The 23,429-nt window shown below is 30.6% G+C and carries 20 protein-coding genes, 1 pseudogene and 2 riboswitches; of the genes and pseudogenes, 19 read left to right on the top strand and 2 right to left on the bottom strand.

Annotated features, from left to right (window positions below; translation table 11 throughout):
* Positions 1–9 precede the first annotated feature (9 nt).
* From JHL18_RS19075 to JHL18_RS19035, 9 genes are all read left to right on the top strand, one after another.
* Entirely contained in the window at positions 10–705 is a 696-nt protein-coding gene (locus JHL18_RS19075) for an acyltransferase (protein ID WP_200272182.1), read from the top strand.
* Between the two features lie 30 nt (positions 706–735).
* Positions 736–1,392, top strand: coding sequence for a PIG-L deacetylase family protein (locus JHL18_RS19070; RefSeq protein ID WP_200272180.1), 657 nt, complete (start codon positions 736–738; stop codon positions 1,390–1,392).
* A 34-nt stretch (positions 1,393–1,426) separates the two neighbouring features.
* Positions 1,427–2,431: an NAD-dependent epimerase/dehydratase family protein gene (locus JHL18_RS19065; protein WP_200272178.1), complete on the top strand. Its 1,005-nt coding sequence runs from the start codon at positions 1,427–1,429 to the stop codon at positions 2,429–2,431.
* 140 nt (positions 2,432–2,571) lie between these two features.
* A complete protein-coding gene (locus tag JHL18_RS19060) occupies positions 2,572–3,885 on the top strand; it encodes a nucleotide sugar dehydrogenase (RefSeq protein ID WP_200272176.1) in 1,314 nt (437 codons plus the stop codon).
* Between the two features lie 17 nt (positions 3,886–3,902).
* A complete protein-coding gene (locus JHL18_RS19055; protein ID WP_200272173.1) occupies positions 3,903–4,751 on the top strand; it encodes a glycosyltransferase family 2 protein in 849 nt (282 codons plus the stop codon).
* Positions 4,752–4,946: 195 nt separating this feature from the next.
* Positions 4,947–5,128: riboswitch (cobalamin riboswitch) on the top strand.
* 387 nt (positions 5,129–5,515) lie between these two features.
* On the top strand, positions 5,516–6,259 hold the full coding sequence (locus JHL18_RS19050; protein WP_200272171.1) for an energy-coupling factor ABC transporter permease: 744 nt from the start codon (positions 5,516–5,518) through the stop codon (positions 6,257–6,259).
* A 2-nt stretch (positions 6,260–6,261) separates the two neighbouring features.
* Positions 6,262–6,564: an energy-coupling factor ABC transporter substrate-binding protein gene (locus JHL18_RS19045; RefSeq protein WP_200272169.1), complete on the top strand. Its 303-nt coding sequence runs from the start codon at positions 6,262–6,264 to the stop codon at positions 6,562–6,564.
* A gap of 2 nt (positions 6,565–6,566) precedes the next feature.
* On the top strand, positions 6,567–7,355 hold the full coding sequence (gene cbiQ / locus JHL18_RS19040) for a cobalt ECF transporter T component CbiQ (protein WP_200272168.1): 789 nt from the start codon (positions 6,567–6,569) through the stop codon (positions 7,353–7,355).
* Positions 7,356–7,368: 13 nt separating this feature from the next.
* A complete protein-coding gene (locus JHL18_RS19035; RefSeq protein WP_200272166.1) occupies positions 7,369–8,214 on the top strand; it encodes an ATP-binding cassette domain-containing protein in 846 nt (281 codons plus the stop codon).
* A 113-nt stretch (positions 8,215–8,327) separates the two neighbouring features.
* Here JHL18_RS19035 and JHL18_RS19030 read toward each other — a convergent pair whose 3' ends face one another.
* On the bottom strand, positions 8,328–9,167 hold the full coding sequence (locus JHL18_RS19030) for a helix-turn-helix domain-containing protein (RefSeq protein ID WP_200272164.1): 840 nt from the start codon (positions 9,165–9,167) through the stop codon (positions 8,328–8,330).
* A 148-nt stretch (positions 9,168–9,315) separates the two neighbouring features.
* On the opposite strand from JHL18_RS19030, the gene JHL18_RS19025 reads away from it, so the two are divergent.
* From JHL18_RS19025 to JHL18_RS18995, 7 genes are all read left to right on the top strand, one after another.
* Positions 9,316–10,356: an FtsZ/tubulin family protein gene (locus JHL18_RS19025; protein WP_200272162.1), complete on the top strand. Its 1,041-nt coding sequence runs from the start codon at positions 9,316–9,318 to the stop codon at positions 10,354–10,356.
* A gap of 241 nt (positions 10,357–10,597) precedes the next feature.
* A complete protein-coding gene (locus JHL18_RS19020) occupies positions 10,598–11,308 on the top strand; it encodes a cupin domain-containing protein (RefSeq protein WP_200272160.1) in 711 nt (236 codons plus the stop codon).
* A gap of 196 nt (positions 11,309–11,504) precedes the next feature.
* Positions 11,505–11,617: riboswitch (TPP riboswitch) on the top strand.
* Positions 11,618–11,916: 299 nt separating this feature from the next.
* Positions 11,917–12,753: a hydroxyethylthiazole kinase gene (thiM, locus tag JHL18_RS19015; RefSeq protein ID WP_200272158.1), complete on the top strand. Its 837-nt coding sequence runs from the start codon at positions 11,917–11,919 to the stop codon at positions 12,751–12,753.
* Positions 12,743–13,363 carry a thiamine phosphate synthase gene (thiE, locus tag JHL18_RS19010; RefSeq protein ID WP_200272156.1) on the top strand — a complete coding sequence of 207 codons (621 nt, stop codon included), beginning with the start codon at positions 12,743–12,745 and terminating at the stop codon, positions 13,361–13,363. The genes thiM and thiE overlap by 11 nt, the downstream gene beginning before the upstream one ends.
* 603 nt (positions 13,364–13,966) lie before the next feature.
* Positions 13,967–14,476 carry an RNA polymerase sigma factor gene (locus JHL18_RS19005; protein WP_200272154.1) on the top strand — a complete coding sequence of 170 codons (510 nt, stop codon included), beginning with the start codon at positions 13,967–13,969 and terminating at the stop codon, positions 14,474–14,476.
* A complete protein-coding gene (locus JHL18_RS19000) occupies positions 14,466–15,488 on the top strand; it encodes an anti sigma factor C-terminal domain-containing protein (RefSeq protein WP_243277988.1) in 1,023 nt (340 codons plus the stop codon). The genes JHL18_RS19005 and JHL18_RS19000 overlap by 11 nt, the downstream gene beginning before the upstream one ends.
* 10 nt (positions 15,489–15,498) lie before the next feature.
* Positions 15,499–16,311: a hypothetical protein gene (locus JHL18_RS18995; RefSeq protein WP_420839233.1), complete on the top strand. Its 813-nt coding sequence runs from the start codon at positions 15,499–15,501 to the stop codon at positions 16,309–16,311.
* 78 nt (positions 16,312–16,389) lie between these two features.
* Here JHL18_RS18995 and JHL18_RS18990 read toward each other — a convergent pair whose 3' ends face one another.
* Positions 16,390–16,929 (bottom strand): TetR/AcrR family transcriptional regulator, encoded by a 540-nt coding sequence (locus JHL18_RS18990; RefSeq protein ID WP_200272150.1) that lies wholly within the window; start codon positions 16,927–16,929, stop codon positions 16,390–16,392.
* Between the two features lie 321 nt (positions 16,930–17,250).
* On the opposite strand from JHL18_RS18990, the gene JHL18_RS18985 reads away from it, so the two are divergent.
* The 3 genes and pseudogenes from JHL18_RS18985 to JHL18_RS18975 all read left to right on the top strand — a co-directional run.
* Positions 17,251–19,389, top strand: a complete 2,139-nt coding sequence (locus tag JHL18_RS18985; protein WP_200272148.1) for a type I secretion system permease/ATPase — start codon at positions 17,251–17,253, stop codon at positions 19,387–19,389.
* A 6-nt stretch (positions 19,390–19,395) separates the two neighbouring features.
* Entirely contained in the window at positions 19,396–20,673 is a 1,278-nt protein-coding gene (locus tag JHL18_RS18980; protein ID WP_200272146.1) for a beta-barrel domain-containing protein, read from the top strand.
* Positions 20,674–20,807: 134 nt separating this feature from the next.
* Positions 20,808–23,429 (top strand): annotated as a pseudogene (locus JHL18_RS18975) (hypothetical protein); the annotation flags it as partial.

The raw sequence follows: 23,429 nt of genomic DNA, 5'->3' as shown, positions 1-23,429 counted from the left end.
AGGGAGAGAATGTTAAAAAAGCATATAGATAATATAAGATGGTTCATTTTTATGCTGAAAAATATTTCCTTGAGTATTCCCAAAACTGTGTACTTTAATTTCAATTATTTCAAATTTCGTGATGCAATAAAGTTTCCGGTTCATATACATTATAAAGTTAAATTATGTGATACCGAGGGAAGCATAGTTCTAACGTCAAAACCTAAATTTCGTTCAGTAGCAATAGGATTTCCATATATAAGTGCACTGCCTCAAGATATCTCTCGATGGAATGTAACTGGTAAGGTTGTGTTTGGAGAAAATGTGTACATAGGAGCAGGCTCAGTTGTGGACGTAAATGGTGAAGGAGAACTTCATATAGGAAGCAATTTTAGCTGTGGTGGAGGTTCGACCATTATATGCTGTAAAAAAATAAAATTTGGCGATGGGTGTATAGTATCATGGGAAAATTTGTTTCTAGATACTGATTATCATAAAATTTATAGTTTGGAAACTGATGAAATCATAAATGAGCCAAAAGAAATAATTTTTGGAGATAAAGTCTGGATTGGTTGTAGAAGCACTTTTATTAAAGGTGCTAAGGTTGGAAACTCCTGTATAGTGGGAGCAAACTCTTTTATAAATAATGAAATCAAAGGTGATAATATCATAATTGGTGGGAATCCAGCAAGGATTTTAAAGGAGAAAGTTAGATGGGAACCTTAGCTCTAAATAAAGAATTGATGAGGTGTTATTATGTATAAAATATTTGATGAGAATGAAAAATTATTAGTTCTTTCACCACATGCTGATGATGAGACTTTGGGCTGTGGTGGGTTAATAAGTAAGCTGAAAAGCACCAATGTGCACATAGTAGAATTTACTATTGGCAGTGATGTAAGGAAAAAAGAATTTGAAAAAATAATGGAGCTTTGCCAGATAGAAAACTTTGAAATACTATATGATGACCAGTATCACTTAAAGCTTGATCTTATTCCTATGTTTGAGCTTGTTAATAAAGTAGAGAGTGTTATTGAAAGAGTAAGACCACAGGTCGTTGCCATACCTTTTCCATCCTTCAATCAAGATCATGCTATAGTTTATAACTGTTGTATGACGGCACTTCGTAGTAGAAAAAAGAAATTTTTTATGCCTGAAATTGTCATAGTTTATGAGTATCCACAGGTAAATTGGATTACAAACGTACAAATGTTTAAACCGAATCTTTATGTGGATATATCCAAACAGCTTCATAAAAAAGTTGAAATGCTTGGGATGTATGAATCTCAAATGGGAGATGAGGATTATGCAGTAAGTAAGAACGGAGTGATTAGTATGGCAAAGTATCGTGGTAAGGAAGTATCTGTTGAAGCTGCTGAAGCTTATGAGATAAAAAGGTTGATTATTGATTAACTATTTTTAAAAAATGAATTTTTAGGAGGGTATTATGAAAATACTTATTACAGGTGGTGCAGGTTTTATTGGGTCCCATCTAGTTGATAAATTGCTGGATGAGGATCATGAAGTGTATGTTATTGATAACTTATCTACTGGTTCTCTAGAGAATATTAGACATAATTTAGAAAATAATCATTTCCATTTCGTACAGGAAGATATTTGTAATTATGATGTATTATATGACCTATGCTCAAAGTGCAATCTTATTTTTCATTTGGCTTCCTCAGTCGGTGTTAAATATATTATGGACAATCCAGTCAAAAGCTTGAATTCAAATATCTTAAGTTCCATTTCTATCATTAAAATTGCCGCAGATCTGAAAAAGAGGATAGTGGTGTTCTCTACATCCGAAATCTATGGAAAAAATAAATCTCCAGAATTACGAGAAAATGATGACCGAATAATAGGGAATTCCTTTAGGTGGAGTTATTCAATTGGTAAAGCAGTTGCTGAATATTATTGTTACGCTTATGGTAAAGAAATGGACCTAGATTATGTTGTTATTAGATGTTTTAATATTGTTGGCCCAAGACAAGTTGGAAATTATGGAATGGTTTTGCCTAGGTTAGTAGGACAAGCGCTTCGAAATGAACCGATGACCGTATATGATGATGGAACCCAGATACGTACCTTTACACATGTGAGCGACTTAGTCAATATATTATGTTTGATTATTGAGAATACTGAAACAAACAAGGAAATCTTTAATGTTGGATCTAGTAATAGTATTTCAATAATTGATTTAGCAAACAGAATTAAAGCTATAACAAACAGTTTATCTGAAATTACTTTTATTCCTTCAAGAGAGGTTTTTGGAAGTGATTTTGAGGATCCTAAAGTTAGAATTCCTAGTGCTGATAAGATCTTAAGTATTATAGGTGAATATAGTTTTTTAGATATTGATGAAATAATAAATAATGTAGTCCAGTATTTTATAAAAACATATAACCTAGAAGCTAAATCTATCTTTGAAGCTTCACTGGTTTCTGAGTAGATAATTTAATTATAAATTGTATCAATCCATAAAGATGTAAGAAGTAAAATAAGAGATATTTATTGCAATGAAAAAATATTAAACCTAAGCTTAGTAAACTTGATTTTAAATTATATAAATAACTTAAAAAGGAGGAAATCATGAATTTATATAAAGATATAATTGCAGGCAAGGAGAAGATATCAGTTGTTGGATTAGGCTATGTTGGTATTCAACTTGCTGTTGAATTTGGTAAAAAGGTTAGTGTAATTGGTTTTGATATAAACAATAAAAAGATACAAGATTACAAAAAAGGTATAGACCCAACAAATGAAGTACATAAAGAAGATCTAGGTAAAGCAAATATATTATTTACTAATGATGAGACTCTCTTACAAAAGGCTAAGTTTCATATAGTTGCTGTACCGACACCGGTTAACAGAGATAAAACACCGGATTTAGTACCAATGAAATCTGCAACTGAGGCAGTAGCAAGAAATCTTAATGAGGGTTCAGTGATAGTTTATGAGTCAACTGTATATCCAGGTTTGGTAGAGGAAGTATGTATACCGATTCTTGAAAGAGAATCTGGTCTTAAGTGTGGAGTAGATTTTAAAGTGGGATATTCACCTGAAAGAATAACCCCTGGAGACAAATCCCATTCAATAATTAACGTGGTGAAGATTATATCTGGAATTGATGAGGAAGCACTTGATTTAATCGCTAAGGTTTACAACATAATTATCGCGGATGAAAATATTTATAGAGCTGAAAGTATAAAAGTGGCAGAAGCTGCAAAAGTGACAGAAAACACACAAAGAGATTTGATAATTGCGTTAATGAATGAATTGTCGATAATATTTAATAAGATGGAAATAGACACAAAAGCAGTGTTAAGAGCAGCTGCTACCAAGTGGAACTTTATATCTATGAATCCTGGGATTGTCGGAGGACATTGTATTGGTGTAGATCCTTATTATTTAGCATATAAGGCAGAGGAAATAGGATATCATCCACAGCTAATACTTGCAGGTAGAAGGATTAATGATGGTACTAGCAAATTTATTGCAGAAAATACTATTAAACAACTAATAAAAGCACAGAAGCAAATCAGAGGTTGCAAAATCTTAGTGGTTGGATTTTCTTATAAGGAAGATGTTCCTGATATCAGAAACACGAAGGTAGTTGATATCATTAATGAGTTAAGGGAGTACGGAGCGGAAATTCAGGTTGCAGACTATATAGTAGACCAAGATGAAGTATTTGAAGAGTATGGACTCAAGATAAGTGATTTTGAAAAAGCAAATAATATTGATGCTGTAATATATGCAGTTCCACATCAGCAATACAGAGACACACCTTTAGAAAAATTGAAGAAAGTGTTTAAGGATGGAAATGGCATTCTTATTGATATTAAAGGGAATTATCACAAAAGTGAAGCTGAAAATAATGGACTCTTATATTGGAGTTTATAAAATGAAGAGGAGAATATATGATGAAGATAGAAGCAGTTACCGTATGTATTAATTATTCACATGTGCTTAAGTATTGTCTTGATAATAAGAAATATCTTGACAATTGGATTATAGTTACAGAGAAAAATGATATTGATACTATAAATCTTTGTAATGAAAATTCAATCAACTATATTTTTTCTGAGAGAATCCATGAAAATGGTGCTGAATTCGCAAAAGGTAAAGCAATAAATGAAGGAATTAACGCTTTAAATAAAGAGGATTGGATATTACTTATGGATTGCGACATAATTTTACCACCAAACGTAAGGGATGTTATAAGTGAAATTTCGAAAACAGAAAAAAACTTAAAGTCACTTTTTTCACCCATTGCTAGAAGGGGATTGGGACTTGGCAAAGAAGAAAGTAAGTATATAGATTATCGTTGCACTAAAAATATACAAAATCTTAATAAGATTCATGAAGAATTCATTGCAGCTAGAAAAGGTAATGAAAACTCCCCGGACATAGAGAAAATACATATGAGTGCCTTAAGACACTTTGTTGATACGGGGTTGTTTGAATCAGAGCTTGATACTATTGAAGAACAATGGGAAAGTTACAAGACTGGAAATTGGAACGATCTTCCTTATATATTTGAAGGCGGGGAACCTCATTTTACTGGTTATTACCAAATGTTCCATTCTTCAAACTTTGAAAAATATCCTGAAGACTCCAATAACTCTTGGTGGGATGATACTGACTTTAGAAACAGCTATCCTGTAGACAATAGGATTTTATTGGATTTTGAGTGTATACATGTTGGATATAATTCAGGTGCTCAAGAATCTTTGTCTCAATTGGACAAACTATTTTATAGTAAATAAATCCCTCGAAGTAGCTTTTATTATGAATAATAGTAACCATCAAAAAATATTATATTAGCATGAGGGATTTGATTTTATTAAAAAGAGTAAGCATGGACTTATGGAAAATGTCTTGGAAATAAATATGTATAATTTTTAAGTATATAGATATTTAAAGTTTACATTAATTGCATATGAGAGTATACTTAAGTCTGAATCGAATAATAAAATATAGGTTTAATCCAATGGATTAATTAAAAGGGAATCAGGTAAGAATCCTGAACTATCCCGTAGCTGTATTAGAGGAGTTTAAATACAAGATGTCACTTGGAAACAGGGAAGGCGTATTTAAATGATGATTCTTAAGTCAGAAGACCTGCCTATATTTTGCACCAATTATAGAGGTACCACTTCGAACCGAAATCAAATTTTTAAAACTTTCATGGGTTCTGCTGAGAGAATTTAAAAATATACGTTTTATTATGAAGTGATACATCAATAACTCTACGAGTGATAGAGAGGGGCGGTAGAATGAAAAGTTGCTTACTTATTTTATATGATTAAGTATGTTTTGTTTCTGTGTCCTTTTAACATTTTTGTTAAGAGGACTTTTTTATTTTATAGGAATCTATAAGGTTTTCAAACTAGCTAAACCTTTTAATGGATTTAGAAGTTTTTTATGGCTATGAAGTAGGAAGTCAAAAAAACTTGTTGTACTGCCAGATTTTGCTCTAATTTGTTTATGAAGGTATATGTGTAAAAAAACTAAAAATAGGAGTGTCTATATGAAAAAGAAATATCAAATTGCATTAGGAATTTTTATTGCGTTACTATGTATCCCAAGAACTGTATATGCGATGCATATAATGGAGGGCTTCTTGCCAGCAAAGTGGTGTATTGCTTGGGGAGTTTTAGCAATTCCATTTGTAGTAGTGGGGTTTTTTACAATAAAAGAAAAAGTAAATGAAAATCCTAGAACTAAAATGCTTATAGCTATGGTGGGGGCGTTTGCTTTTGTATTATCAGCCTTAAAAATACCTTCGGTTACAGGTAGTTGTTCTCATCCTACTGGTGTGGGACTTGGAGCGATACTCTTTGGACCTACTGTGATGAGTGCCTTAGGAGTGATAGTTCTAATATTTCAAGCTTTGCTTTTAGCTCATGGAGGAATTACAACCTTAGGTGCTAATACTTTCTCTATGGCTATCGCAGGTCCTTTTGTTTCATATTTTCTGTACAAGTTATTAAAGAAATTTAAAGTAACACAAAGCATATCTGTATTTTTATCTGCTATGCTTGGAGATTTAATGACATATGTTATAACAGCAATGCAACTTTCTTTGGCTTTTCCGGATCAAGAGGGTGGCTTTTTTGTTTCAGCAGCTAAGTTTTTAGGAATCTTTGCTGTAACTCAAATACCTCTTGCCATAAGTGAAGGAATATTAACTGTAATTATATTTAATTTATTAAAGAACTACAATAAACAGGAATTAATAGATCTTAAAGTAATATCAGGGGAGGAACAATAGTTATGAAGTTAAACAATAAGAGCCTTTTAATAAAAAACTCAATATTAGCTTTATTAGTTATAGTAATAGCTGTTGCACCACTTATATTTATTAAAAATGGTGAATTTTCGGGTTCTGACGATCAAGCTGAAAAAGCCATAATTGATATAAACAAAGATTATAAACCTTGGTTTTCACCTATATGGGAACCACCAAGCGGGGAAGTGGAAAGCTTACTTTTTGCATTGCAAGCAGCAATAGGTACAGGGGTGGTATGCTACTATTTTGGATACCAAAAAGGAAAGTCTAGAAAGGTAGAAAAATAAATATGTTTTCTATTGATAAATTAGCATATATATCTCAGTTAAGAAAGGTAAATCCTACGGAAAAATTTATTTTTGCTATATTTACAATGTTTATATGTATAGCGCTAAACAATACAATTGTTTCAATAACAGTATTACTGCTCATGTCAGCAATAACAGTTTTTAAAGGGGAAATTCCATTTGGAACTTATATTAAGTTAATGTCATTACCTTTAGCTTTTTTGATAGTTGGAATTATTACTATAGCAATAAATATGGTTCATAGCTCTGATAATTTAATATTTGGATTTAGCATATTAAACATTAGATTAGGTTGTACCACAGAGAGTCTTGAAACAGCCACTAGACTATTCTTTAAATCATTGGCATCAGTTTCGTGTTTATATTTTTTAACATTAAGTACGCCAGTTTTTGAGGTTTTATCTGTATTAAAAAAGTTAAGAGTACCGAAATTATTTATCGAATTAATGGGGCTTATATATAGATTTATTTTTGTATTGTTAGACACAGTAAATATGATCTATATTTCTCAAAATTCAAGACTTGGATATTCAACACTTAAACTTAGTTATAACTCATTAGCTAAATTAATCTCTTCCTTATTTATAAGCTCATATAAACGTTCGCAGGATATTTATACAGCTATGGAATCAAGATGTTATGATGGTGATATTAATTTGCTTGAAGAAAGTTACCCAAGCTCCTCTAAAAGAATTCTATTAATAATTATTACTGAAATAACACTGGTACTGATAGCTTATGGCGAATATGTTGTGCAACTAAGATTATAGGAGGAAATGTAGAGTGAGTGAATACATACTTGAAACTAAAAACTTAAGTTTTAAATATCCTGATGGGACTAAGGCTTTGAATAATATAAATTTAAAAATAGAGAAGGGCAAGAAAATATCCTTTCTTGGCGTTAATGGATCAGGTAAATCAACTTTATTTTTGAATTTTAATGGTGTATTAAAGCCTACGGAAGGAAACCTAATATACGACAAAAAAGAGATTAAATATAATAGAAATTCCTTGATGGAACTAAGAAAAAATGTAGGAATTGTATTTCAAGATCCTGAGAATCAACTGTTTTCAGCCAGTGTATATCAAGAGGTTTCTTTTGGCGCTATGAATTTAAAATTGGATAAAGCAGAAGTAAAGAATAGAGTAGATAAGGCTCTAAAAAATGTTGGAATGTATGATTATAAGGATAAGGCTGTACATTTTTTAAGCTATGGACAGAAGAAAAGAGTATCCATTGCAGATATACTTGTAATGGAACCACAAATAATAGTTTTTGATGAACCTACTTCAAGCCTTGACCCTAAGCATTCAAAGCAGATTGTAAAAATATTTGATGAATTAAATGAAAAAGGAATAACAGTTATTTTATCAACTCATGATGTGGAACTTGCATATTCTTGGTCGGATTATATTTTTGTAATGAAGGATGGACAAATAGTTAAAGAAGGAAAACCAGCTGAAATTTTTTCAGATGATAAATTAATAGATGAATGTTATTTGGAAAAGCCTATGATTTTTGAAATTTATCAAAACTTATGTAAGTCGGGGAAAATGAATTCTTCTGAGAGCATACCTAAAAATAAGCAAGAACTATATAAATTAATAAATTCTATAGTACAAAAATAGAAAACATTGAATAGCAATATAATATTTTTAATACATATATTAAATTAGCTCTTACTAAAGCTATTAGTAAGAGCTAATTCTATAGGGTGAACATTAATTTACTTCTTGAAATTTCATTTAGCCTTAATTGACTGAAGTAATTTTCCTAAAAAACCTGTTTCGTTATTTTCAGTCATTTCTATTTCATATTGAGTATAATATGCGTCTTGCATTACTCTTTTAAAATCCTTAACTTCTTTTATTAAACTCTCATTACCATCCAAAGAGGATTTAGAAAATTTATCAAAGTTGCTTTGCAAATGAAGTTTTAACTCATTATTTTTAAGGTGAATCTTTTCAGAAATAACATCTGAAATATTTGTAAGAAGATTGTTTTGTAACTCTCTGTTAACCTCACTAAATTTCTCGAACTTTGAATCAAGATATTCTTCAATCTCCGTTTGGAGGTTTTGTTTAAATTCATTAAGACTTTTAGTTTGAGCATCAATGATTGATGAAGTAATATTTTGAAGAATTAGTGAGTTGGTATTTTGTATATCTTTAATGAATTCAGTCTTAAAATTATCAAGTTGAATTTGCTGTTCTCGTTTAATTGAATCAACGAGATCCTCAACTGATATTAGATTGCTTTCTGAATATCTAACTTCGGTATCATCTAAAGGTAATTTACTATAATAATCTTCGATTTCTTTAAGCGTCATACCTCTGTTTTTTAATTTTATAAGAAGCTCTAATTTGTCAACATCATTATTTGTATAGCGTAATTCTTTGTGAACTATTTCTATTTTTAAAATATCATCAAATATATTTGTATAATATTTAATGTTACCAATATCTTCGTTCAATAAATCAGCAACCTGGTCAATAGAATAGTATAATATTTCGCCTCTTTTCTTGTTTTGAATTTTATAATCAAATTTTTGCGCATCTATATATTTAGCTTTATTATCCATAGTAATCAATCCCCCTATTTATTTTTCGAGCAAATAATAGGTAAGCTTAAGCAAAATGTTTAATTATTTTTAAAAAAACATTAAATATCTAATGTTGGAACAATTTTCTCCGATAATATATGTATAGAACATGGTAAGGAGAGTTATTATGGAAAAAGGAAAAATGTTATTAGTGTCATTAGGACAAGGGGCTGGAAATATAGTAGATGGATTGTTAAGTAGAAATTCTAGATATAATGGATTGTTTTTAAATAGCAGCTTGTTTGATGTCAAACCATTAAAAAATGCGGATATGTCTAAGAATGTATATGTATATCCAGGAACAGATGGCTCAGGAAGAGATAGAAATAAATCTAAAGAAATGATAAAGGATAATATTAATCCAATAGGAACATTACTAAGCAAATATCCTTTAACGGAAGTAGTTGTTGTATTTACAACAATGGCTGGTGGAACAGGTTCTGGGGCAATAAAAACCTTTATTCAAATAGTAAAGAAAGTGCTACCAAATGCTAAGGTGAATGTAGTTGCTATTTTACCTAGTTTAAAGGAAGATGAGCTAGCATTTAAGAATACTTTAGAATGTTGGAATGATATAAATAGTATAATGGACTCAATTAATGATGTTAAATTTGTAGATAATAATAAGAGAAATACCTACAAAGAAATTAATAATGAAGTTATTGAAAGTTTAGACCTAGCATACAACATAATAGGAATTCATGCTGATGGAAGCATAGATAACAAAGATTCCTTTAGAATAAATACTGCAGAGGGATCAGGTTTAGTATTAAAACTATATGATGGTTTGAAGGATGCTAAAACTGCTGTTGATTTAGCTATACAAAATAGCGTGTTTGTTCAACCAGATACATATGACTGTGATTACCTAGGAATCAACCTAAAAATTGATGGATATGATCCATATGAAGTTTCTAAGTTATTTGAAGTTTATAGAAGTACCTATATAACATACAATAACAAAAATAATATAGTAGTACTTGGAGGTTGTGAAACTCCTACAGAATCTATAAAATTAATCAAGATGGCTTTAGAAGACAAGAACAAAAGAAAATTATCTAGAAATAAGAAAAGAAGTGTTATTATTGATTTAGATACAGATGGTGAAGAAAGTAAAGAAGAAATTGATGGTCTTAAGGATTTACTTGAAGACAACTATGGTTTTTAAAAAGAGAATAGGAATTTTAAGCAATAAAATAGATTGATTATAGAAATAACTTATAAAATAAGAAGAGTCCAATAGCTTTTGGGTTCTTCTTATTTTTATTATATAGGATAAAAGTTTAATTACAGAAAAAGTCTAGAATAAGCTAGATTGATAAGACATGTGATGTTTATGACGTATACAAGCACATCTGCAGAATTATAACATAATATAATTGTGTGAAATTATAAAAAGAAGGAATAACATGTATAATAACTATTGGACCTATCCAAATCCTTACTATAATAACATACCAATGTATAATCCATACAATATGTACTATGGTTATTACAACTATCCTAATAATTATCTATATAATACACCAATGTATCACCATCAACATTATAACCAATATCAAAATCAATACCATAATCCATATCACAATCAGCAAAATAGAGAGTTTGAGTCATATTATGCTCCTTTCGCTGATGAAGAAGTATATGGTTTTAGAGCTGACACACCACAACCAACAACAATTGGAGGTGGAAGCCAGGTTGTACTAAAAGACTATGGCCCACAACCTTATACTGTAAATATCAATGAAGCTACAAAGCAAAATAATACTTTCCGTACTGCTCTATGGACAGGAAGACATCTTCAAGTTACTTTAATGAGCATTAATGTTGGCGATAGTATAGGGCTTGAAATTCACCCTAGTGTCGATCAGTTTTTAAGAATTGAACAAGGACAAGGGATTGTTAGAATGGGAAAAACTAAAGAGAAGATGGATTTTCAAGCAAATGTGGCAGATGAATTTGCAATAATGATACCTGCTGGCACATGGCACAATGTAATTAATACAGGAAACGTACCTCTTAAATTATATTCCATTTATGCACCTCCTCAACATCCGAAAGGAACAGTACATTTGACTAAAGCAAGTGCAGAAGCAGCTGAAAAGAAAACAACTAAATAAATCTAAAAGCCTAACTCTAGTAATTATAATTTTATGGAGCTAGGCTATTTTACTATTTACTATAAGAGAAGATAATGATATCATGAAATTGTAAAAAAGAATATTTGAATATACTGCTACATAGAATAAATATTTTACTTTTTGATGATATTATATAGAAAGTTTTTAAGAATATATTTTTTTGCTGAGGTAGTATGTTTTAACACAGGGGTGTTGGATATAGGCCAACTGAGATTAAGAACCACAATTCTTTGACCCTAAAACCTGAACTGGGTAATGCCAGCGTAGGAAGTTGTTTATTTGAAATGTTAATTTAAGCACAAATCCTATGGATTTGTGCTTTTTTATTCTTTAGGATTTTATGCATCAATTATATCTGAGTATAATTATGCGAACAGATTTAAGACATAGTGTAAGTTAAAGAATAAAAAAACAAGAATATGTCGCCTGCCAGAATTTCTTCACATATGTTCAGAAAAGGCAGATGCGCAAAAAATCCACTAAAGAAGATCGCTTTAGCGAATCTTTGATTCTTTGAAAATTTATATTTTAAATGTGAACTATTTGTATTTTATTAAACTAAGATAAATCTGGAGGTAGATTAACAAATGGAAATAAATAAGAAGGTTTCAGAAGCATTAAACAGTGTAAGGGAGAAAACTCCTTTAGTACATCATATAACAAACTATGTAACTGTAAATGATTGCGCAAATATAACGTTAGCAATAGGTGGATCACCAGTAATGGCTGATGATATAAATGAAGTACGTGACATGGTATCACTAGCTTCCGCTTTTGTTATAAATATAGGAACTTTAAATAGCAGAACTGTTGAAGCAATGCTTGAAGGTGGAAAAAGAGCTAACGAGTTAAATATTCCTGTAGTTTTAGATCCAGTTGGTGCAGGTGCAACAGCATATAGGACAGAGATAGCAAAGAGAATATTAGATGAAGTTAAGTTATCAGTTGTAAGAGGTAACCTTTCAGAGATAAAGACTTTATATGGAATAGAAACTCAAACTAAAGGGGTAGACTCAGGTGAAACTATAGATGAAAATGCTGATGAGTTCACTATGGCAAAAGAAGTAGCAAAAAACTTTGCAAAGAAGTTAAACACAGTAGTTGCTATAACTGGTGCAGTGGATATTATAACAGATGGAGAAACATTATATACGGCTCATAATGGACATAAGATTATGGCTAAAATTACAGGTACAGGTTGTATGTGTACATCATTAATTGGTTCATACTTAGGAGCAGCAGACAGTGCACTTATAGCAGCACTTGCAGGTATTACTTCCATGAGTATTGCTGGAGAAGTTGCGTATGAAAACCTTGATAAAAACAATGAAGGTACAGGTACATTAAAATCAAGAATAATAGATGGAATTTACAATCTAAATGAGAATGTAATAATTGAAAGAGGCAGAATAAATGAAGAGTAATATAGATTACAAACTTTATCTTGTTACAGATAGAGGAATATTAAAAGGAAGAGATATAGCTGTTGCCGTGGAAGACGCAATAAAGGGTGGAGCGACTGTAGTCCAGCTTAGAGAAAAAGATATAACTACTTCTGATTTCTATAAGGTTGCCTTGAAGGTAAAAGAAGTTACTAGTAGCTACGGGGTGCCTCTTATAATAAATGATAGAATAGATATTGCACTAGCGGTTGATGCTGAAGGAATTCATGTAGGACAAAGTGATATGCCTTGTGAAATAGTGAGAAAAATAGTTGGACAGGATAAGATCGTCGGTGTATCTACTTCAACAATTGAAGAAGCTAAAAAAGCAGAAAAAGACGGCGCAGATTACATAGGTGTTGGAGCTATATTTCCAACAATTTCAAAGGATGATGCAAAGTCAGTGTCTATAGAACTACTTAAAGCAATTAAAGAAAGTATTTCTATTCCAGTAGTAGCTATTGGAGGTATTTCATCAAAAAATGTAGCTCTTCTAAAACCTGCAAACATTGAAGGAGTGGCTATAATATCGGATATTTTAGGTAAGGATGATATAGCTTTAGCTGCGAAAGAATTGAAGGAATTGATATAAAAACGTAGCAGTTCCGAGTGAAATGTATCTATAGATAAACTACTTCAGTCCTTAAACTCCAAATAAAGCTTTCGATGGTTCTACGAAGCTTTATTTGGATAAGTTCTAATATGAAGTAGTTTATCTATATTAAATTAGTTGATTATAATAGTTAAATAGATTATTGATATAGTTTTTAAAGAATCGAACTGGTATATCTAAAGATGTACTACTTCTAACAAAACTCTATATTACAAAGTGAATTGAAATATTTTCCAGGAAATAGGAAAAGCTATACTAGTTATTGTAGGGATAATGAAAAATAAATTTTTATTTTTTCATTGTCCCATTTTTTTATGTAAAATTATTGTATACATATGGATTCTTAAAACGTCTTAATAATAGATGAACGAATTTAGCACTCTTATGAATACTAAGCTTTAAAATATTAAACTTATGATATTATTTAATAGAGCTTAAATTCGGACATTATTTTACGAAGCGCTTCAATACAAAAGAGATAAAATTATTGATATGTTTAACGAAGACTATATGGATGAGAACTATATCTGTAGTAATCCTGTTGTCTAGTAAAACCTATTTACTTTATAGAGGGAGGACAGAATGAGCTATGGATTAATTAACGAAATGTTTGAGCAAAAAATGAGGCTCATTCATAAGTATCTGATAAAGCTTGGCTGCAGCCAAGATAATGCTGAAGATATAGTGCAAGATACCTTCTATAAAGCACTAAAGTACATTGATGGAATACAAGCTGATAAGATGTCCTCGTGGCTTTTCAAGGTTGCAATTAATAAATATTATGATTTGTGCAGAAAGAACAATAGGCATATTCACATGAGCATAGATGAAGATATTTTTAAAGAAACTTTACATGACAGCAAACTTGTTGAGGATTTTATATTAGATTTAGAACAAAAGGAAGAGATTCTTAAAGTTTTGAATTCTATTAGTGATATTCATAAGAATCTATTGGTGTTTAAGTACGAAATGGGTTTATCTTATAAAGAGATAGCAGAGCTCTTGGACATAAATGAGAATACTGTTAAAACTTATTTGTCTAGAGCTAGAGAACAGTTCAAGAAGGTTTGGAGGGATAGATTTGAAAAGTGATGATGAAAAGTTAAATGAGTTGTTTAATACTAAAGAAACAACTGATTTTGGTAAAACAATAAAGAAGGCTAAAGTTTTTTCTATATTAAGAACAGTGATATTGAGTCTAATGATAGTAATTATTTTAAGCTTTACACTTTTAGTTACTAACGCAAGTATGTTAAATAAAATAGCGAACCAAAAAGAGAGGAATTTAAGAAATTGGTATACAATAGGTTTACCAAATGCTTTTATGGGAAACGTACAGTTTGACGATAAAATTATGACAGGTGAAATAGATTATGTAAGATATAGATTTTTAGGCAATAAGCCTGTAGTTGATGGAAATTATAAAAAAGATTATAAATATGTTCCGTTAATTAATGGAGTTTATGGTGATATAAGCAATCACTTGTATGCTAGTAACTATAAAACACAACAAGATTTAGATGAAACTATAAATTACAATAAGGATGGAAAGCGTGTTATGAGGTTTTATCATCCTTCAGTAAAGTACGATAAATATCCAAATGATTTAGTGGCTATTGATAAAGTTGGCAGTAATAAGTTAGTTGAGCTGGCAATATCTTTTGATAAAGCGTATACGTTAGATAAAGTAAAAGAAATGTTTCCTAATGAGGTTACTTTAAATTGGTATTGGGTAGATACTTATAATGAGAAGGATTTGACTAAAGACGTTCCTATTGAAAAAGGTAAAAGTGTTGAAATTAATTCAGTATTTGAAGAAAATAATGTGTACGGTATAAAGGCCTTGGATGGACAAGGAAATAAGATCGATAACCCTGAAGGAGATTTTATTAATACAATCACTATAGTCAGTAAGGATAAAAATTCAAGCTCAATATATAAAGAATTATTTAATAAGTTGAGTGAGGGTAAAGGTGAGATCAAAAAAGAAAATCTAAAGATAATAGGAGTAGTTGTAAGTGGAGACACAGATTCCTTAAAGAAGTTAAAAAATCAGAATTATATAAAGGCAGCTACCCTTGGGGCTACTGCTGATAAATATTAAAGGAGGAACTGTGTTGAATACTTATTTTAAGCTTGAGCTAAAAAGAACATTATTTTCATGGAGAACTATTATTTCTGCACTAATAATCATGGCACTTTTAGTAATACCTTATTTAAAAGAATTTGTTATACCATATAAAGGAATTCGCTTTCCTTATTTAAATCCAAATTTAGATGGAGTACAGTTCTATATAAATGCATCAATGGTTTCATATGTAGGATATATTGCACCTGTAGTAACAGCATTAATTTATTCTACTTCTATAATTAAGGACAAAAGAAGTGGATTTCTTGAGAAGTTATTAAAAATAATAGATATAAAAACTTATTTTAAAGCAAAAGTGGCTATAAACAGCCTGATGACTTTTTTAGTTTTTGCATTTAGTCATGGAATTGTGATGTTGTATTTTATAATTGTCTATGGGCTAAAGCAAACTTCTGAAAAAGGAATGTATAATGGAGCTTTTGAAGGTATCTATGACTCCTCAAAACTACTGTATATATTAATAATTCTATTAGTACTAACTATATCTGCGGTGGCATTTTCGATTTTTATGTTAGGGATTACTACTGCCACCGACAGCAGAGTAATGGCTTATTTATTCCCTGCATTTTATGTGGTATTAACTGGAGTGATTTTTCAAGCATTATCTCTAAATGTTGTAGTTAATTTTAATATAACATATTTATTCAATTTAATAATTGACAATAGTGCAAGAGGGTATAGTGTTATAGTTTATGATTTCGTACTAGTAATACTTGGAATAGCCTTATTATACCAATTCGGTTATAAAAGAACATTGAAATTATATAGTGAACAATAAAATATTTTTGAAGTAGTATGATAAATAGTCTGTAGAGAGCTGTTAAGTTCCATACAGACTATTTTGATGTTTTTTTAATTAATCATTTATAAATTCAGTCACGATCTTAGCCATGGTTTCATCACTTTGCTTCATTCCATCTTTGGTCCATCTAATTAACACATTAAATAAACCACCTGCCATATATTCAATCCAAAACTTCTGCTTCTCTTCTGGATAGTCCTTATTGCAATCAACAGAATTGGATAATGCATGAAGGAACTCAATACACTTTTCTAGAAGCATGTTAATCAAATCAGATCGGATAAGATTAGAGATTAATTTTTCATGTTCTCTGAAGTAAGAAAAATACATTCGCATATTTTCATAAAGATCTTCTTTTCCTCTATTCAATATTTCATTAGAGTAATTCATCAGAAGTTCATCAATGTAAGTAGCAATTATATCTTCTTTAAAATTATAATTTCTATAAAATGCCATCCTTGACACACCAGCTTTTGTGGTTATCTCAGTGATTGAAATATCTTTAAAATTCTTTTGTTCCATTAAAACCATAAGTGCAGTAAAAATACTTTCTTTCGTAAGTTGATTTTGTGCATCATTATATTTATTCGCCATGAACATTATCCTCTCTTTTGTAATGTCTAGTCACTATGATTTCAAAGTATATTTTACATATAGTATACTCTAGCTATGAATATGTTACAAATGAAACATCTAAAAAGCCGATTATTGCTAAATATCAAAATTATACAAATAAGTGAGGGTTACAATAAGGTCTAACTTTATAATTAAAGGTTTGACTGTTCTGTAAATATTATGATAATATGTCGATATATAGGCAGTTATTTGGTATTATGATTTATAAAAAGTTGTAATGACTATATATATAACGAATTTTAATTAATTCTAGAAAAAATAGACGAAAGAGAGAACGAGATGGGGATAGAGGAAAAGGAAATAGAGATCAATAGGTTTGTTGATACAGGCTTAGAGAGTGTTATGATAATTTTTTCGTTTTTAGGGATTGAAAAGTCAAAAAATGATCTTATTCAAAGGTATATAAAACCACTGGAACAATTTGATGATGTAAAAATATTGAAGGCTTTTAAAGATAATGATATAAAAGCAAAGAAAAAGAAGTATTCAATAGATAAACTGCAGAAAGCTGTTACACCAGCTATTCTAAAGTTGGAGAATTCTTATCACGTCCTGCTAAAAATTGTTGATGATACAATTATGATATTAAATACTAAATCTCTAACAATAGAGAAACTGACATTAGAGACTGTAAAATCAATTTGGAATGGAGAAATTATATTATTAAAAAAGAACAATAACGTGTTGAAGGAAGAAGTGTTTAATATAAAGTGGTTTTTACCCAGTATATTAAAATTCAAGAAGGCTCTACTTGAGGTTATTTTCGCATCTTTATTAATTCAATTACTCTCAATTGCATTTCCAATGATTATGCAGGTTATAATTGATAAGGTATTGGTGCATAGAACATTATCTACTCTAAATGTATTGTGTGGTGCACTAGTCATTGTAACCGTATTAGATATAGTACTTAATATGTCTAGAACCTATGTTTTTACACATACAACCAGTAGAATTGATGTGATTTTAGGCGCTAGGCTAGTAAACCACTTGTTTAGGCTGCCGTTAAAGTATTTTGAAACAAGAAGAGTAGGAGATACAGTTGCAAGAGTAAGAGAAGTAGATAATATTAGAAGATTTTTAACAGGTGCCCCTTTGACATCAGTATTAGATATTATGTTTATATTTGTATACTTCATATTGATGTTCTTTTATAGTAAGAAATTGAGTTTAATAGTACTAATTACTCTACCTTTCTTTATTGTGTTATCAATAGTAGTTACGCCTGTGTTGAAAAAAAGGATAGATGAAAGATTTCATAGAGGAGCTGAGGAACAATCATTTTTGGTTGAATCGATAAATGCATCTCAAACACTTAAGGCTTTTGCCTTAGAAAATGAGTTTCAAAAGAGGTGGGAAGAGTATTTATCTAGATACACTAAGGCCAGCTTTAAAACTATATTGCTTGGAAGTTATGCAAGTAATATAGCACAGTTTATACAAAAAGTTTCTGACATTGTTGTTTTGTGGGTGGGAGCTGGACTGGCTATGGAAAATCACATAAGCGTAGGGCAATTAGTTGCATTTAGAATGTTATCATCAAGGGTAAGCGATCCAGTGCTTAGGCTAGTTCAGATGTGGCAGGACTTTCAACAAACTGGAATATCCTTAAAAAAGATTGGAGATATTTTTAATACTCCAACTGAAGACTCGATAAAGAGTAAAAAGATAAGACTAAAAACATTGAATGGTAATATAAGATTTGAGGATGTTATTTTTAGATATAATATGGAACAAGCACCAGTTTTAAAAAATATAGATTTTACGATCAATGCTGGAGAGATTGTAGGTATTGTAGGTAGAAGTGGATCTGGAAAAAGTACAGTATCCAAATTGATTCAAAGATTATATATAGCTGAATCTGGAAGGATACTTATTGATGATATAGATATAAACATGATTGATCAAACTTGGTTAAGGCAACAAATTGGAACAGTCTTACAAGAAAATTTTCTGTTTAGTGGAACAATAAGGGAAAACATATGTATAAATATGACCAATGCTACAATGGAGCAAGTAGTCTCTGTATCCAAAATAGCTGGTGCTCATGAGTTTATATGTAAGCTGCCACATGGGTATGACACAAGTATTGGAGAAAATGGTATAGGGTTATCAGGCGGACAAAGACAAAGAGTAGCAATAGCTAGAGCTCTTTTGACTAACCCTAAAATTTTGATTTTTGATGAAGCTACTTCAGCACTTGATTATGAATCAGAGAGGATTATCCAAGACAACCTTAAAGAAATCTGTAAAAATAGAACAGTTATAATAATAGCTCATAGATTATCAACCCTACAGGATGCAGACAGAATCATGTGTATAGATAAAGGTATACTAACTGAATTTGGGACCCATGATGAATTAATAAGTAAACAAGGCATTTACAGTCATTTATATAACCAACAAAATAGGAGGTGATTTTCTATGAAGAAAATATTTAAAAATAGAAAAAATCTTGATTATGAATTTATGCCAGATGTAATTGAAATCATTGAAACTCCTCCGTCACCTTTAGGCTCCTTTTTTATAATTATTGTTGGGATTATTTTTACTATAATTTTTTTGTGGACATATTATGTAAAAGTAGACAAGATTGTTGAAGCTGGTGGTAAAGTTATACCAGAAGGCAATGTTAAAATAGTACAATCTACAGCTATAGGTAAAATCTCTAAAATAAATGTAAATGAGGGCCAAAAGGTTAAACAGGGAGATATAATTGTTAATTTAGATTCTACCGATAATTCAATACAAATATCTAAACTTGAAAATGATTTAGTTAACGACAGAATTGAGTTGTCTATAATAAAAAATGATTTAGATGGAAAGTGGCTTGATGATGGTATTGATTTAAGCAAGGCAAGTGATGAAATAAAGAAATATTATGATGATTATAAAAATAACAAGAAAAGTCTATCTGAAAGAGATATTCAGAATGGAAATAAACAAATAGAAAAAATTAATAAACAGATAAGCGATGAGCAAAGTAAATTAGCAGAATTAAAAGCTAAGGTTGATTCTGTGCAAAACAACCCTGATGCAAAACTTGACTTAATATATGCACAAAATGAATATAATAATCAGTTTAAAAAAATTGAAGGCTTGAAAGATAGCTTAAAAGATGCCAAGGAAAGTGTAGATACTGCAAATAAGCAAAGAAAAGATCAAACTTTAAGTGAGGTAATAAGTAAGGAAAAACAAATTAAAGAACTAGAGTATCAATTGAAGGTGCTTGAAAATCAAAAAACAAACAGCCAAATTCTAGCTCCAGTTGATGGGTATATTAGTACTCTAAATTATAATACTGTTGGGTCATCAATAATGCCGGACAAACCTATAGCTACCGTTGTTCCGGAAAACACAAAAATGATAATAGAAGCTTTTGTGCAAAATAAGGATATAGGAAAGGTAAGAGTAGGGCAGCAAGTAATATTAAAAATGGAACCATATCCTTATCAAAGCTTTGGGGTTGTAAATGGTGAAATTTCGCAGATAAGCAGTAACTCATACGAAGATAAGTCACTTGGAAATGTATATAAAATTAATATAACTTTAAAGGAGCAAAGTATAAAAAGTGAAGGTAAAGAGTTTAAACTTTTCCCAGGAATGAATGCACAAGTAGATATAAATGTTGGAAAAAGAAGAATTATTGAGTATTTCCTTGATCCATTTAAAAAGGCCATAGATGAAACATTTAGTGGGTAAAAACCGTTGGTTTAATTATAAATTCAAACATAATATTACATTAAAATACATGTTTGACACAAAAGTAAAAATAAGGATAAAATAAAACTAATAGATAACAGTCTATTAGTTTTATTTTTTAAGGGAGGATAACTATGGGATGGGAAAATATTGATTCTATAATGGGTAAACTGCAGGCTGTGCAGGATGGAAAAATATCAGTAAGCGACTTTGTAAAAACTAATTTTGATGAACTTAAATTAGAAAGCTGGGAAGAAATTAAAGAAGATACTGAATTTCAAACCAAGCTTAAAAATGGAGAATTTAATATTGAATTCTTCAATGGAGTTGTAAAAATATCTGACGGGTATGGAAATACATTAGGTTATGCTTTAGCAGGTGTATCAGATGCAATAGAAGTAAAGGATAAGATTTCTACAATACTGTTTGATTTAGTAGAAATAGATTTTGGGGTTGAGACAAAGAAGTTTGGACTAGGCAATGTAGTTACCAAAGTAAATGAGTACTTCGAAAATGTTGATTCAGCTCAGTATAATAAGCTAAAGAATACCATAGCAGTAGTTGCCCCAGTAAAAGAATGGATAGAAAAACTATCTGGAGGATTAGATAAAGTTGATAAGGTTTTTGATTTAATCGAAAAAATTGATAATTATGCGGATGTTGATGGAATACAACAATTTAAATTTAGTGATCTTGCTGATATTGCAGGTGATATGCCAATTCCACTGCCACTTAAATTATATATACAAGGAGAGTTTTATGCAGCAGATAAAATATTAGAAGCTGCAAAAGCTATTTTTGGAAGGCATAATGGACAACTTATGGATGTTCTGTGGCAGGTAGAAGATGTAGAATCCTTTACAGATATTTTATGTTCACCAGCAGGGATCAATGTAATTGATTATATAGGCAGTAATATGAGTGCGGCAAGTGAATTTATTGATCCAAAGGAATTAGAAATATTTCAGCCATTGGTATCTATATATAAGGATAAATCTGAATCTTCATTATCAAGTGTTTTAAACAGTATTAAAAATGATGATCTAGGAGATGTCGAAAAAAGGAGATTAGCCACTGTTACTGTAGCATTTTTCTTATACCTTAACAGGAAGACAGGAGATACTGTTTATAAAGAGTACTTTGATAAATATCTTAAAGAATTTTATAAAGATGATGCTTCCATAAGTCAAGATAGCGACTATATTTCTAGAGTTTTTTCAAATTCTTATGATGCAATAGCAGGAGAGAAAAATTCTCCTTTATCAGATAGTGCTTTAGAAGACTTTAGAAAGAAAATAACTGACCAATTAAAAAATGCTTCTGTGGCAAGAAGATATGACCCGGTTGTTTTAGACCTAAATGGAGATGGGATAAGTGTAAGTACAGTTGAAAAAGGAGTTAACTTCAATCTGGATGACACAGGCTTAGCAGAAAAAACTCAATGGATTGGACCTAATGATGGATTTTTAGCAAGAGACCTTAATGGCAACGGTCTTATAGATAGTGGGAGGGAATTATTCGGAGACAGAACCTTATTATCAAGTGGAATCACAGCTAAAGATGGATTAGAAGCCATAAAGGACATAGACGCCAATAAGGATAATAAAATTGATATAAATGATTCAGTTTATAAAGAACTACGAATATGGCAAGATTCAAATTCAGATGGACAAGTTGAACAAGGAGAATTAAAAACTTTAGAGGAAGCAGGTATAACATCAATAAATCTTGCTAGTGGAGTACTAAGTACTCAGAGCGTATCTAATGCTACCAAACAAGTTATTGGTAGTTTTACTAATAGCGAAAATAAAACAATTGAGTTAAGCCAATTGTTATTTAATGCTGATTATATGAATTCAAAAGATAATGAATTAATTGATATAAATGCTGATGTACAACTATTGCCAGAAATAAATGCTACAGGAAACGTATATTCACTTAGAAAGGCGATGACTTTGGATGAAAATCTTAAAGCCTCAGTTATAAAATATATAAATAACATACAGTACACTGAAGATAAAACCTTGATAACTGAAATTCTTTATAGATGGACAGGCTCTTATACTGTTGACCCAAGCAGTAGAGGTTCCAACATAGATGCTAGAAAATTAGTAACCATAGAAATGTTTACAGGACAAAAGTTCCTAGGAGTTGACGGATCCAATCCCAATACAGCATCAGCGCCCATACTAAACAACATATTTGAAGATTTGATTAGTAACTTTACTAAAACCATCCTTTCTCAGACTTATTTAGGTGAATACCTAGATTTAATACAATACAAATATGATGTTGCTAGTGGTACATTTACTTGTGATACTGCTATGCTTGAGAAGATGTTCTCAGATAATATTAATAGTACTAATTATGCAATTATATTTAGAAAGCTTAAGCAATACTACCAGAATGATAGTAAGGCAAGTACTGCATTAAACATCTTTTTAGAAAAAACTAAGGATACATCTGCAGCGTTTTATAATATCGTTAATGCAAGTCAATTTTTGAAAGGTACTGACAATGAAGACTCCATTGGTGGATCAAGTAATAATGATGTATTGGATGGAGGAGCTGGAAATGATAGCCTAAATGGAGGATATGGAGCAGATACCTATATCTTTAAGAAAGGCTATGGAGTTGATACAATAAATAACTCCACAGCCAATGATTATAGTTCAGATATAGACGTACTTATGATGGGAGATATCAACGAAAATGAAGTGGTAGCAAGAAGAATAGGAAATGACCTGGAGTTAAGA

The sequence above is a fragment of the Clostridium yunnanense genome (genome assembly GCF_016595795.1).
Taxonomy (GTDB): Bacteria; Bacillota; Clostridia; order Clostridiales; family Clostridiaceae; genus Clostridium_AR; species Clostridium_AR yunnanense.
The sequence above is the reverse complement of the archived record's forward strand: the minus strand, read 5'-3'. Positions and strand labels throughout refer to the sequence as shown.

What these genes read in the sequence shown, in the direction of transcription:
- JHL18_RS18980 (WP_200272146.1), top strand. Translation starts at nt 19,396, where the DNA reads ATGAAGAAAATATTTAAAAATAGAAAAAATCTTGATTATGAATTTATG.
- JHL18_RS19055 (WP_200272173.1), top strand. Translation starts at nt 3,903, where the DNA reads ATGATGAAGATAGAAGCAGTTACCGTATGTATTAATTATTCACATGTG.
- JHL18_RS19065 (WP_200272178.1), top strand. Translation starts at nt 1,427, where the DNA reads ATGAAAATACTTATTACAGGTGGTGCAGGTTTTATTGGGTCCCATCTA.
- JHL18_RS19045 (WP_200272169.1), top strand. Translation starts at nt 6,262, where the DNA reads ATGAAGTTAAACAATAAGAGCCTTTTAATAAAAAACTCAATATTAGCT.
- thiM (WP_200272158.1), top strand. Translation starts at nt 11,917, where the DNA reads ATGGAAATAAATAAGAAGGTTTCAGAAGCATTAAACAGTGTAAGGGAG.
- JHL18_RS19030 (WP_200272164.1), bottom strand. Translation starts at nt 9,167, where the DNA reads ATGGATAATAAAGCTAAATATATAGATGCGCAAAAATTTGATTATAAA.
- JHL18_RS18985 (WP_200272148.1), top strand. Translation starts at nt 17,251, where the DNA reads ATGGGGATAGAGGAAAAGGAAATAGAGATCAATAGGTTTGTTGATACA.
- JHL18_RS19060 (WP_200272176.1), top strand. Translation starts at nt 2,572, where the DNA reads ATGAATTTATATAAAGATATAATTGCAGGCAAGGAGAAGATATCAGTT.
- JHL18_RS19070 (WP_200272180.1), top strand. Translation starts at nt 736, where the DNA reads ATGTATAAAATATTTGATGAGAATGAAAAATTATTAGTTCTTTCACCA.
- JHL18_RS18990 (WP_200272150.1), bottom strand. Translation starts at nt 16,929, where the DNA reads ATGGCGAATAAATATAATGATGCACAAAATCAACTTACGAAAGAAAGT.
- JHL18_RS19020 (WP_200272160.1), top strand. Translation starts at nt 10,598, where the DNA reads ATGTATAATAACTATTGGACCTATCCAAATCCTTACTATAATAACATA.
- JHL18_RS19075 (WP_200272182.1), top strand. Translation starts at nt 10, where the DNA reads ATGTTAAAAAAGCATATAGATAATATAAGATGGTTCATTTTTATGCTG.
- cbiQ (WP_200272168.1), top strand. Translation starts at nt 6,567, where the DNA reads ATGTTTTCTATTGATAAATTAGCATATATATCTCAGTTAAGAAAGGTA.
- JHL18_RS19025 (WP_200272162.1), top strand. Translation starts at nt 9,316, where the DNA reads ATGGAAAAAGGAAAAATGTTATTAGTGTCATTAGGACAAGGGGCTGGA.
- JHL18_RS19005 (WP_200272154.1), top strand. Translation starts at nt 13,967, where the DNA reads ATGAGCTATGGATTAATTAACGAAATGTTTGAGCAAAAAATGAGGCTC.
- thiE (WP_200272156.1), top strand. Translation starts at nt 12,743, where the DNA reads ATGAAGAGTAATATAGATTACAAACTTTATCTTGTTACAGATAGAGGA.
- JHL18_RS19050 (WP_200272171.1), top strand. Translation starts at nt 5,516, where the DNA reads ATGAAAAAGAAATATCAAATTGCATTAGGAATTTTTATTGCGTTACTA.